General features: G+C 40.4%; 9 protein-coding genes. 1 reads left to right on the top strand and 8 read right to left on the bottom strand.

Going from position 1 to position 13,365, the window contains the following annotated elements; translation table 11 throughout:
- Positions 1-34 precede the first annotated feature (34 nt).
- Positions 35-898 carry an SHOCT domain-containing protein gene (locus tag AACU32_RS29210; RefSeq protein ID WP_096604871.1) on the top strand — a complete coding sequence of 288 codons (864 nt, stop codon included), beginning with the start codon at positions 35-37 and terminating at the stop codon, positions 896-898.
- A gap of 391 nt (positions 899-1,289) precedes the next feature.
- Here AACU32_RS29210 and AACU32_RS40805 read toward each other — a convergent pair whose 3' ends face one another.
- The 8 genes from AACU32_RS40805 to AACU32_RS29170 form a co-directional block, all read right to left on the bottom strand.
- A complete protein-coding gene (locus AACU32_RS40805; RefSeq protein WP_445223198.1) occupies positions 1,290-1,526 on the bottom strand; it encodes a hypothetical protein in 237 nt (78 codons plus the stop codon).
- A gap of 159 nt (positions 1,527-1,685) precedes the next feature.
- The gene (locus tag AACU32_RS29200) at positions 1,686-3,128 is read right to left on the bottom strand and encodes an FAD-dependent oxidoreductase (RefSeq protein WP_096604869.1); all 1,443 of its coding nucleotides are present in this window, start codon (positions 3,126-3,128) and stop codon (positions 1,686-1,688) included.
- 142 nt (positions 3,129-3,270) lie between these two features.
- The gene (locus AACU32_RS29195) at positions 3,271-4,680 is read right to left on the bottom strand and encodes an oligosaccharide flippase family protein (protein ID WP_096604867.1); all 1,410 of its coding nucleotides are present in this window, start codon (positions 4,678-4,680) and stop codon (positions 3,271-3,273) included.
- Between the two features lie 98 nt (positions 4,681-4,778).
- On the bottom strand, positions 4,779-6,317 hold the full coding sequence (locus AACU32_RS29190; protein ID WP_339378361.1) for an O-antigen ligase family protein: 1,539 nt from the start codon (positions 6,315-6,317) through the stop codon (positions 4,779-4,781).
- Positions 6,318-6,414: 97 nt separating this feature from the next.
- The gene (locus AACU32_RS29185; protein ID WP_339378360.1) at positions 6,415-8,616 is read right to left on the bottom strand and encodes a GumC family protein; all 2,202 of its coding nucleotides are present in this window, start codon (positions 8,614-8,616) and stop codon (positions 6,415-6,417) included.
- 519 nt (positions 8,617-9,135) lie between these two features.
- Positions 9,136-9,834 carry an exopolysaccharide biosynthesis polyprenyl glycosylphosphotransferase gene (locus AACU32_RS29180; protein ID WP_339378359.1) on the bottom strand — a complete coding sequence of 233 codons (699 nt, stop codon included), beginning with the start codon at positions 9,832-9,834 and terminating at the stop codon, positions 9,136-9,138.
- Positions 9,835-9,990: 156 nt separating this feature from the next.
- Positions 9,991-11,217 (bottom strand): glycosyltransferase family 4 protein, encoded by a 1,227-nt coding sequence (locus AACU32_RS29175; protein ID WP_096604861.1) that lies wholly within the window; start codon positions 11,215-11,217, stop codon positions 9,991-9,993.
- Between the two features lie 29 nt (positions 11,218-11,246).
- Positions 11,247-12,419 (bottom strand): glycosyltransferase family 4 protein, encoded by a 1,173-nt coding sequence (locus AACU32_RS29170; RefSeq protein WP_096604859.1) that lies wholly within the window; start codon positions 12,417-12,419, stop codon positions 11,247-11,249.
- Positions 12,420-13,365: the final 946 nt, after the last annotated feature.

Here is a 13,365-nt window from a genome sequence, read left to right as displayed (position 1 = left end):
CCAGCTTACACAGCAAGATTTGCAAGGAAGAAATATGACTAAAAAAATTTACCGCGATCAGAATCGTGATCTGGACGTTTTATTGAAAGATATCGAAACTTGGTTCAGTGGGCAAGGTTATCAGACACAGACTAATAAAGCTGACGAGACTTGGCTTTTGCAAGCTGCCAAAACTGAGGCGTGGCGTAAGGTAGTTGGTGCTTCTAGAGCATTCAACGTATTGATTCAAGGACAGCCAAATGATTTCTCAGTGGATCTCAGCACTGGAGAATGGGCATCAAACCTTGCCGCTGGAGGCGTTGCAGCAATCTTAACAGGTGGTGCTACTTTGCTCATTAGCGGTGTTACAGCAGGTTGGTCAAAGAAGATCGAGGGCGATTTATGGAGTTTCATTGACCAGAAAGTTATGTTTGGTGAAAAACCTAAATCTGCTCAAGAGGTAGCTGTCATGCAATCCCAGAGTAGTTTGGAGGAAAAACTCAAACAGCTCAGAGATGCTTATGATCAAGGCTTCATTGATGAAATTGCGTACAACGCGAAAAAGCTGGAAATTGAAGGACAAATGCGAGCTTCTAAGCAGAGTGCAGGTACAGAAGAGAAGCTTATGAAACTTAAGAGCCTGCTCGATGCTGGAATTCTAAGTCAGGGTGAATTTGAGATGAAGAAGGCTGAATTAATACGTGAGTCTTCTAACTCGGAATTGGAAGTTCAAATTTCCAAACTTAATGCGGCTCTTGCTTCTGGAATTCTGAGTCAAGAAGAGTATGAGATGAAGAAATCAGCAATTAAACAACAATCCGAACTAGCAGCGAAGATCAAGCAACTTGAAAATGCTAGAGATGCAGGAATTCTTACCTATGAGGAGTTCGAGAAGAAAAAGTTAGCACTACTTGTCTAGTTCTGGTGTTTGAGAAGGTAGAGGCTGTGGTTCCTCTTTAGATGAGTTAGCTAATCACAGCAGGCTAACAACCCCGTTACAGGGAACGAACAAAAAATACTGGTGGGGTGGCAAAAGTTACTTGCCACCTCTGAACAGGAATGTTAACGCACCCTAAATAAGTAGTTGTGCAAAATTAAATATACATTTGTCATTGCGTAAAGCCTTCGGCATAGCTTCGCTTAGCGCGGAGCGTCTCATAGAGAGGAACGAAACAATCGCAACGGTTTGGGATTTTTGCAATTATATAAATATTTTTGCGTATCTACTTAATTAAGATTAATTTAGGTTTATTAAAATTAAGTTATAGCTCAACCTTTTGGACAGAACAAGCGATCGCTATATCTTTCGGTTAGAGTAAACGTTGATTGATTGGATAGAAGCGATCGCAAACTAAAAACAACGCACTCAACGTAACTCTACGGACTGGCAATCTAATATCAGGATTGACCCTAATATACTTGTCGGCAAACCCATTATCAAAAGCACTCGCCTTGCTGTCGAGTTTATTATCGACTTGCTTGCTCAAGGCTGGACAACCGACGAAGTTCTCCCCAATTAACCTGGTATTACCCTTGAAGATATTCAAGCCTGTCTCAGCTATGCTATCGCCACTCTCAAGGCGGAAAAAGCCTACTAGTTGTCTATCGCATTAATTTTGCTCTTATGCAAGATCCCCGACTTCTTTCAGAAAAAAGGGATCTAAACCCTCACAACCTCTCATAAAGTAGCCATACAATCAATATTTCTAAGTCAGAAAATTCCATATTAAAATCAATATTGCCAGTCCTCCCAAACTTAATAAAATTTGAGTAGTGCTGTTACTTTTAGCCAAAATTTCTGAGTAAGATAGTTCATGATTTTGAATCAGTAAGAAGGAATGGGGATTAAATATAAAAGGAAGTAGCCTATTTAACAGTAAGCGCAGAAAGAAATTAAGACTCCATAATCGCTTTTGTACAAGGTCTTGATTATATTGCCAAGGATAACTAATTTGTGCTAAACGAATTAAGGCTTTAATATCGGATTGGCGTAAGTTCTGATAGCGAGGAAGTGCTTGAGACAGATTATCGTTAGTTTCGGCTAATATTTCCTGAAAAACGTAAATATCTTCTAAAGCAGAATTAACTCCTTGTCCAATGTCAGGAGGAAAACAATGAACCGCATCGCCCAATAAAATTACGGCTGTTCCTTGACCATTTTCAGGGTTTCCCCAGATTTTATACAATCCTGAACAATATTGAGGAATGGGAAATTTACCCCCTTCACTGGATGTAAATCTGGCTATTTCTTCAGGAGAAATAATTTTTTCTAGAGGTAGCTGAGGAAATGCTTGCTTTAAAAATTCTTCAACTTCTTCTTTAGTTTCTAATTGCCATATTTGATGATCAGGGTAGGTAATAATATTTGCACTTCTTGGTATTTTCTGATTTTTCAAGGGTAATAAACCCAGAGAAATTGCTTTTTTACGCCCTTTAAAAGCAGACCTAATGGCATAAGCCATTGTAGATTTTGCTACATCTCCTTCTTTTTCTGATAAGGGGAATTGAGGAGGTAAAGTGAGAACTTTGTACTTTAAACCGGAACTAGGAGAAGGAAATTTTTGCATTTCAAAGAAATGTGATTGACCTTCCATTTGATGAAGGGTTTGACGCACAATAGAGTTTAACCCATCACAACCTACTATCAAATTAGGAACAAAGGTCAATTTTTCCTGAAGTTGAGATTGAGTAATAATTTCTAAATGCTCTAGAGATTGTTTAATCTCTACACATTCAATATTAAATAAAACCTGAATCGAATCTTGCCAATGTTGTAGAATTTCTTGGTAAAGTAATTCTACAAAAGATGCTCTTGGCAACCAGTAGGCTGTTTTACGTTTAGAATCCACAATGGGTAGTTTTGTTGTTTTGCGTGTGCCGTCTTTTTGAATAAGAGTAAAGTAAAAGTCAGTGTTAGGCACACTCAAATCAGCAAGTTTGGGAGTTAGCTCTAATAAATCGGTTAATTTCTGCCCCCGTCCATCGATTTGATAGCTAAAGGACTTATCAGGTTCGTAATAATCTGCTGATGGTCTTTTCTCAATAACTGTAATATCTTTCCAGCCTCTTTTGGCTAACATTAAAGCAGCACCTAATCCCGCAGGGCCGCCACCGATAATGACAACATTTTTTTTGTAGGAGTGATTCATTGTACGCGCAAGTAATTTTCACTCTAAATCCTAATTGTAGCTAGTTGTCAGAAAAAGCGATCGCTAATCATCAATCTTGATCAGAAAAGCCCGCAGGATGCAAACCTACGGGCTTTTCTTAAAATTGGCGAAATATTATGGTTTAAGCGGCTTTTTTTCTAGCAGCCCAGAGATCTAAAGGAATCTTGCGGATACCAGGACAATAAATAAAGATTGCCCCATAACTGACAACCAGCACTCCAACAGCAGCAATTGGTGGTAAGAAAACCCCTGCAAACATACAAATTGTCGATACTAAGGTGATCCAAAATGAATCCCAATAATTAGGAGAACCAAACAACTTAACTATAGAGGTATGAAGCAAGTAAAAGGTAGGTAAAGCCAGAATTTCTGACAAACCGTATCCCCATAAACCCATTAAGGGCAGTAAAATTATAGTTGCCAGCCAAAGAACGCCTACATACCAAGCATTGCGTTGAGCAATTTCGTAGTTATGCCCTACAGCATACAAGCTAGATGTATGCAGTTCAAAAACTGCGCCTACAAGGACTCCTACCGCAATGAAGGGAAAGATTTGGGCACTGATTAACCATTTATGAGAGAACATCAAAGGAATTAACCAGGCAGAAGTACAAGAAAAGGCAGCACAAATAGGGCCAATCAAAAGCGCCTGATATGTCATGCCTTTGCTGATAGCATTACGAGTTTGCTCAGGCTTATCTACCAATTTTGCCATGACACTAATTGACATCCGACGTACCACCAAACGCAGGATTGCCAACTGTTCTGCCAACCGCATAGCAATACTGATGTAACCAACTATTTCTGTACCGCCTAAACGACTTACCAGTAAAGGCAGCCTTAATCTGCGAAGATTTAAAATCGCATCAGAGCCAGAATAAGTAAGTCCATAATTTATGGCAGGTTTAACTACCTTCCACTGCCACCGCCAGCGCAAAGGAACAGGATAGTAATAATACGCCATTACCAGCTGTACCAAATAACCCAAAACAGTGCCAATAATTGGCCCCCAATAACCCCAACCGATTAATACTAAAGGAATTGCCGAAACATATAAGACAACCTTAGAAACTGCCTCTAACAACCCCACCTTATCAAAATTAAGTTCTCGCTCCAACATACTAGTCGGAACACGAGCAACCATATCCATCCACAGTGCAGGTAAGACTGCTTGTAATCCGAAAGTCACCTCTTGCTCTTTTGTCCACCAGCCAATAAGCGGAGCCACGCAGAACAAGATGGCACAAATAACTATGCCGAGAAAGTTATAAAATGCCTGGATTTGTGCGGGTTCCTCTTCCGTGAGATTTGGCTGGCGTACTAAATAAACCTGCAATCCAAAGCGGCAGACTTGGTTTAAAAAATAAAAGATACTTAAAACAATAGTGACAACGCCGTATAATCCTGGGCCTAACATCCGGGCAATTACCAGCACATTCACCATTGAAAGTGCTGCGACTAGTAATTGCCTGAGTGTCATGGAGACACCACCGCGAATAATTTTTCCTTTAATATCTTTTGATTGGGACATTTATTATCAAAACTTTGGTTTTACTTACATGAAGAACATCATGGCAAAGGTTACAAATATTCAGGTGCAAAACTTGATATTTTTTCTTAAAGTTTCCGTCAACCTCTTCGTGGCAATTGACGACGGAAGGAATTATTTTGAGAATTCAAATATTTCTGCTTTGAAGTATTGAATATTGACTCGTTTTGTGGAGAAGGAGTTGCATCATCTCCCCCAGTCACAGGTTTATCCCAATTCCAGCCAGCAACTGCTAATAAAGTCCACCAGTAGAAGAAGAGGGTGGTGTGACTCCAGACGTTTCCTGCTATCATCCCCACTAGCATGGAGATGAGAAACGCTAGCATAACAAAGCAGAGATTTTGTTTAGACGACCCAGATTTAACTGAGTAAGCTAGTTGAAACAGGCGGAAAAATAGCGCACCAATAAAAATCAAAAATAGAAAGAATCCAAAAATTCCTTCTTCTGCCAAAAATCGAATATAGTCATTATGAGAATAGCTAGCAAGGGGAGTTAAAAACCGAGCTGTGTCTAATCCATATCCTAAAAGTGGTTCATCTCGCCATCGGTTGACTAAAAATGTCCACTGAGCAACACGCCAATTAAAACTATTACCATCAGTCCATTGTAGCAAAATTGCTCTAGATGTATCAATATGCGGATTTAAGAGTGGTGTTCCATACAAGGATTGCAGGCGCTCTTGTCCCATTTCTGAGCCAGCAAATAAGTAAAAAACTATACAAAATAGGACAATACCACCAATTACATTACCTATATTCAGCTTTGGTGCCAAGAATGCTGGGATGAAAGCAACTAGCATCGTTAACCCAGTCAATGATTTACTACTAACTAAGAAAAAAGCCAGAGCCGTTACCAGGATCATCCAGGGTAGGCGTTGCTTTACCTGTCCCATTTTCCAAAGTGCAAGACCTAGAAAAAACAAGGTGAATGTAGCAAATGCATTGGGATGTCCGAGAGTTCCATTCATTCGCGATCCTGCTTCAATGGCATATCCACTCTGAAACACCAAAAAAGAAGGCAACTTGGATGGGGGAACAGTAATTTGTAAGGTGGCTGCCGTCAATGGAGCGATTAAGCTCAAGAATAAGCTAGAAACTACCTTTTCTGGTGGCAATCGATCCTTCAGTTGCATAACTAGCAGGTAAACCATTAATCCGGAGAAAATTCGCAGCCATTCCCGCAATCCCCCTAAGAAATATGAGGGGCCAAGACCTAACCCTCCTAGTTTCTGTAAAATCACCCATACTGCTTGCAAAGCAATCCATCCGGCGAGAAACCACCAAAATCCATCGATATGTATCTTTTTTCTAGCTACTAAGCAATTGCCAACATAAAGCAATGCCAAGATATCCAAACCTAGACCAAATACAGCAGGTACTTGTTGGTCAGAGAATGCATCCAAAGCACTGCGCAGAATTAATAAACCCAAAAGGGTTTGCTCAAAATTTTTAAAGAAGTTGATGGTAACAGAAATGGCAACAATCAATACAACTAATAAAGCTATGTATAAAGGTTGAAGATTCGCTACTACACCAAAGATAATGCTCAACAAAATTCCTACAACACTCATCAAAACTGTAGGAAAAGAAATCAGATTCTTGCCTTGATCTATTGCCATCGTCTGTCAGTTTTATGTTTTTCTTTTGAGAAAAGGGAAATGCACCTGTGATGAATAAATAGTTATAAAAGTTACAAAATTGGCAATCCAGAAACAATTAGTGAATACTGTTGCTAGTATCCTTGACTATGGGCCCTGAAAACACACTTCTAGCTGGTGGTAACTGCTGATGTTCGTCAATGGGTGTGAGTACAGCCAGCTCTTTTTCTATTGGGAGTACAGTTTCATTGATGACTACACCCAAAAGAGTTGCACCACTTTTTTGTAAATCTGAGATAGCTTGAAGCGCAGCATTTTTGGAGGTGGAGTTGGGCTTAACAACTAAAACCACACCATCTGCTGATTGACTTAAGGTGGCAGCATCTGCATTACTACTGATAGGTGAAGCATCAACAATTACATAGTCATAATGTTGTGCAGCTTCTTTTAAGAGTTTATCCATCGACAATTTCTCAATGATTGTTGATGGGCGATTGGGAATTCTACCCGAGGGCAGCACTGATAAATTGGGAATTGACGTAGGTTGAACTAGATCCAACAAAGGTAAATTATCAGTCACGACCTCTGTTAATCCTGGGTAAGCAGGCACATCCAACAGGTTATGATATATAGGATGCTGAAGGTCTGCACTGACGATTAATGTACGTCTTGACAAAATCCCTGCCACAGCAGCTAAGTGGAGAACTACTGAAGATTTTCCTTCGCCAAAACCAACGCTGCTGACAATTATGACTTTTGATTGCTCTTTACCCAGAGATTCTAAGGTTTTGAGCAACATGCGGTATGGCTCTACATACTCAGAATTATCTAACAAAGAGTCTAGAGTCGCTAAACTAAAGGTTTTAGGATTAAATTTCGGTAGAACTCCGAGTACAGGTGTATCTAGCCAAGCTTCCACCTCAGCCGCATCACGCAACCTGGATTGCATCAATTCTAGAAGTAACACTAAAAGTCCAGCTGCAATGATAGCGACAACTGTGCTAAGTACAACAATCACCAAAGGTCGAGGCGAAACTGGGTCTGTAGGGATTTCTGCTTCACCGACAATCCGGATGTTGCTGAGAATTTGCCCTTCTGCAATGCGTGCTTCTTCTAGTTTGTCATCCAGTGTTTTGAGGGCTTTTTCCGCTTTTTCTCGCTCACGAGCTAGCGCTACTAGGGACTGTTGGGAAACGGGGATTTTAGCAACACGCGATCGCAAACTTTCTACATCACTCTGCACTACCCTGAGTTTGTCTTCTAAGCCTTTGCGTTCACTTTCCACAACGATATAGCGCGATATAATGTCTTGGCTTAACTGGTTAGAAGCGATTTCTTTAGGATTTACAGTTTGATTTTCCGGAATTATTTGTGATAGTTGTTGATTATAAAGGGCACGTAGTTCGTCTCGCTTTTGTACCAGTGATACAACTTGCGGATGTTGATCTGTCCAGCGGGAACGCGCATCGGTAATTGCTACTTCTACGTTGGTAATTTGTTTGTTTAACTCTTTGATCTGTTCATCCTGTCCGATGCGATTAAAAATGTATGCCCCTGTCGGAGTATTCGCTCCTATTACTTGTTGCAATGATATCTCTTTTTTCTTGGCTTCTTGCAATTGAGCGCGCAGTTGCCTTGCTTCATTTTCCAGAGATGATAAGCTTTCAATTAAACCGTTAGTTTGAACATCGGACGCAACAAAACTATATGCTTCTCGATATTTTCTTTCAGCTTGTTCTGCTGTTTGCAGTTTTTTCTGTTGTTCGGGAATTTGCTCTTCTAAAAAGTTGCGTAAACTGGTAGCTTCTGAGCGAATTAATTTTGTGTTTTCTGCAATTACCAATTGAGCAATCTGGTTCAGCAGAACCGTAGCAACCTTCGGATCGGTATTTGTATAACTGATCTCTAAAATACTAGTTGCAGGTACAATTTCTACCTTAATTCCCATCTTCAGTTCTTCCAACGGGGGTAGCTTTTCAATTGGTATCTTGCCCTCACTCAAAGCTCTTTTCAAAGCACCACGAAGAATTTGTTGGGATTTAATCAGTTCTGCCTGCGTTGCTACTGGGTCAGCCGCTTTACTTGGTGTTTGGTTATTAATATTTGTGAGTTCTTGACCTAACGCTGAAATCCCTACTTCTTTCTGACCAACCATCAGTCTGGCTGATGTTTCATACAACTTAGGTGAAATAGCCAAACTAATTGCTGTCACACCTATTAATACAGATACAAACGTTGATGAAGCGAGCCAAACATGTCGCTTCAGGGCGGTTATATAAGATAACGGAAGAACAGCTTTACCCATTAATGTACCTGCCAATTTTTTATATTCACAAACTTACTAGATGACCTATTCTAATATACAGATATATGACAATTAACTACCACTTATTTGAAATAGACTTCATGTCTAACAAAGGTTTTGGCAATTAGTCCTAATTAATCTTCAGTAAACTCTGAAGATGAGGCACAATCAGATTAGTTAACACTCATTTCTGGCAAGAGCTACAAACAATATTATTGATAGATTTCACACTGATGAACCTCTAAGCCATGCTTCTAGATTATTTTAAGCTGAGCAACCTGATATTTTGCCAAACTTGCTACTGAAGACTAACTTAGGTTTAGTAATTATCCCACTTAAGAAAAGTGTATAACATTTGTGTTGATTTTTTTAACAAAATCCTGTAAAGACATATTGTTGATTTAAATAATGCTGTTGCTGATGAACTAGATCTGCACTTTGAGCATATTTATTTGGAGATGAAGAATCTGGTTTAGTTGCTCAAAGGCTTTTTAGCGATGAAAGAGCAGTAACTAAAAATCCAACTCGAAATGCTTAGTAAGCTCCATCACGATTGAATACTACTTGCAGCGTTTTCAGAATCAACTTGAGGTCGTAGACAACAGACCATTTTGACTGATAAGTCAAATCCAACTTGACTATATCTTCAAAATCTTCTATTTTAGAACGTCCATTGACCTGCCATTCACCTGTGATTCCAGGCTTAACCAGTAAGCGCCGGAAGTGGTGAGGCTCATAATTCTCTACTTCATCAAGTGTCGGTGGACGAGTACCAACCAAGCTCATATCACCCTGCAACACATTCCAGAATTGTGGTAGTTCGTCTAAGCTAGTACGCCTGAGAAAAGAACCAACACGGGTAATTCGGGGATCTTGGTGATTCTTAAAAATGTTACCTTTAGCCTGATTTTGCACTAAATGCTTCATTTGTTCGGCATTAACTCGCATGGTTCGGAACTTCCAAATGCGGAAGGTGTTACCATTTAAACCACAGCGAATCTGGCTGTAAAACACAGGGCCTGGATTATCGAGTTTAATGGCGATCGCTATTGGTATTGAGAGTAGTGCTGTCATCACTAATCCAATTACAGCACCCATAATATCGATCAATCGCTTAAGTTGAGAGGTAGCGGAAGGATGTACTCGTTGTTGAAAATGAGGAAGATCTGGAAAATGAATCTGCATTGATTTTGGAGGCAAGATAGTAACTAAGGGTTTGTTAGGTATGATCACGATGTCTTCACTTCTCTTACAGGGAAAACAACCTTGTAAACTCTTGACTCGTAAGTTGCACCCTGATGTCGCATATTATGGAGATATCAGCCTAGATGAATTATTGAACCCGGATTGCGTACTAAGATGTCAAAAAGGCTGATGAAACCTGTAGATTTACGCGTAAGCCTTTAACAATTGACCTTGTCCATCTCTCCAGTTTTCGAGTAACTCAGTATAAATACCATTGACGACGTAACGGGCATCATATGGTTTGACAACTCGAACACAAGCTTCAGAAGGATAATTGTGAGGATTTATTAACACCTGTTTCCATGCAGAGGCGATCGCTTCTGGAGTTTGTTCGTCAACAACAATGCCACTATCAGCGCTCAAGAAGTTTGGTGTTTCTCCGGCACGAGTTGTAACTACAGGGGTTCCACAAGCAAGTGCTTCAATACTGCCTCGACATAAACCTTCGTAAGCACTGGTTAACACAAACATGCTAGAAACTCGATAGAAGTTTGCCAGCTTTGTCTGTGGTAGCGGTCCAAATATCGTCACGCGATCGGTCAAACCTAAGCGGGTAATTTCCGCACGGACTTCTTCTTCTAATTCACCCTGTCCCACAATTAGTAAGTGAGTATTTGGCTGATTGAGTTCTGCAAATGAGCGCACCAATAGTAGGGGTTGCTTTTGCGGATGTAGACGACCAGCAAACAGAATAAAACGAGTGTCGGTTGACAGTCCTAACTCTTGTGCGAGCTTGATTCTTCCTTCTTCTTTTTCTTCGGGAGATACAGAATAAAAAACATCGCTGTCTACTGTATTCACCAAATAAGATACGTTGTCTGCGATCTGCGGATAACGCTCCTTATATTGGTTTGCGGCTTTGGTATTGCAGGAAAAGATGCGATCGAACTGCCTGACTAATCGGCGTTCTAGTGCAAAATAAGCCCAAGGAATATGCCGCCAGAGAATACCCCCTCCCTGGTTTGTTCCTCTCATTTCTTGATCGATGTCATTGTGAATATAGAAGATCCTCTTACCAGACCAGCCGGAGCTACCTAGAGATGCTTCTATACGATGAAATTGCAAAAAGTCCGAGGAAAAATCATGCCCTAGAAGTGCCATTGTATATTTAACAGTCGTGGGCACCAAACCACGAAAGTTGTCATTCTTCAGCTCAATCAAGGGCATAAACGAAAAGTTTCTGCCAAATAATTCAGCTTCATGCCATTGCCCAATGGGCATTTTCGGATCGCCATTACCAGTTCCAACTAGGCGGATGTGGATATCTTTAGGCGCATACTTGAGAATATAGCGGATACATGTCTGAATACCACCAATAGTGGGACTCCAGGGATTAAATTGATAAAAAATCGTGAGAGTTGGCTGACGCATGATTGAATTCCTTCACTATAGTGGGTTATCTAAGAAAGCTTCGTCGTCACGAGTTTTTCACCTGCTCGTTGACCAGGTGTATTTAACAGGTTCTCGTAGAGACTCAGATTGTCAGCCGTAATTTTTTCCCAGCTATAGTTCACTTGCACATTTCGTTGAGCATTCTCAGCCATTTGTTTCATTTCTTGAGGATGCTGAACTGCCCAATCCATTTGTTGCACCAAAGAGTCGAGGTTTCCGGCACGGAACATCACCCCTCTATTGGAACTTATCAGTTGTTGATGTGGCGGAATATCACTGGCAAGTACTGGGATAGCTTGTGACATTGCTTCCAGCATTGCTAAAGGTAATCCCTCTAAATCGGATGGTAAGGCAAATAATCCTGCTCCCCGGACGATTTCCCACAAACGCGCACCCCGTAACTCACCAGCAAAAATGATATCGGGGTCATTAGCTACTTGCTGCAACATTTGGGAAGTAAAGTCTTTGGTATCGCTGACTCCCCCAGCTAATACAAGTTTCCAGCCTGCTGGCTTCAGTTTTTTGAAGGCTTCAATCAGTAAATCAGGGCATTTTTCTGGAACCAGTCTGCCAAGAAATAAAACGTAGCGCCCTGAGGTTAAGCCTAAAGATTGCCCATAAGCAAAGGTAGGATCGGAAGCACCGTAAGTTGCTGCGGCATTGGGAATATATACAGATTGCTTACCGTAGGTTTGACGGAAGTAAGAACGTAATTCTTCTGAAACCACAATCAGCCCATCAGCAAAGCGGACAGCAGCTTTCTCTCCTTGCAGAATTAAATTACTAGACAACTTGCCCCATTTATTACGTTGCCAGTCTAAGCCCTGACAGGTAACTACAACTTTTGTCGATAAAGAAAGCTTTGGCATCCAAGTAAATAAAGCTGGGCCCAATGCATGAAAATGCACAATGTCGTAGCGATTGCCCACAGACATCATTGCTCCCAACATTGAACTAAAGAAAGCATCTAATCCTTTCGTTCTTGGGCCTGGTAAAGAAACGACGCGCACACCTTCAAAGTCATATTCCGAGAAGGGAGATGAGTCAGTTGTTGATGAGCGAGCATATAAATCAACAGAATGACCTTTCGCAACTATGCGTGGATACACTTCCGCACAGTAATGTTCAATACCGCCTTGTTTTGGAGGGAGACCTTTTGCACCTATGACAGCGATTTTCATGGTTTTTACTGAAATAATGATGGATTGTTAAGCAAGAATTATGAAGCGGGGAAGCTGGCGAGTGCAGAACATAGAATAACTATTGTGTAGTTAATTGGCTAAGTCAGCAGTTATACCAGTTTGCAATCGCTTTTAGGGATGTTCTTGGAAGACTTGAATGCTGGGCATCTTACTTGCCTGAATCATGCCATTTTTATACATAACGGATGAATCATCTTCGGATCACACAAAGCAGCAATATCCTCAATCGATGAATTAATCCTAAATTGACAAACTCGGTAAATACTGTCAGATACACCCGCTTAGCCTCCTGAAATTGCCGAAAACTTAATTTAATAGGGGTTACAAGACTTTTAATGTCAGATGGAGAGACGAATGCTGAATACTGAAAGTAAAGGAGCCAACGTAACTCTAACCATGTGAATTTGCATTAAGTTAAATAGAGGTTAACAAATGCTCGGTATTTAGGTTAAATCTTGCTTGAACATAGTATATAAGACTTTCCACGTAAAAAAAATTGAAGTTACGGTGAATATGGACAGTGTTTTATTGAAGTTACCGTTAAATTGGCACTGTATTGATTGCAAAATTTACGTGAAGACTACGAACCGAAAAAAATTACTGTTAAAATGCTAAATTGGCAATAGTTTATTACCAATTTTCTGTGAAGAGTACGTGAAATTACTAGAGCAGCCTCATCGTTGCTTTATCAACAGCGAGAGAAAAATAAAATTTTGGCTGTAGAAGATGCCGAAAAACCATAAATCCTTTTTCCTGGCAATGTCAGAAAATAAAACCGCAAACTTTCTTCGTGTCAGAGTTTGACAACTTTTGCACCAATTTTCATCTGCTAGAGTAATCCAGGATATAGGCTGTCCAAATATAGCGGTTCTCGGTAATTGCCAAAATTGTCTTGATGTGTTATTAGTGCAGTATGGTAGGATTT

This window comes from Calothrix sp. NIES-2100 (assembly GCF_963875285.1).
In the GTDB taxonomy this organism is placed as follows: domain Bacteria; phylum Cyanobacteriota; class Cyanobacteriia; order Cyanobacteriales; family Nostocaceae; genus Aulosira.
Note: the sequence above shows the minus strand (reverse complement) of the source record. Positions and strands in the feature narration are given on the sequence as shown.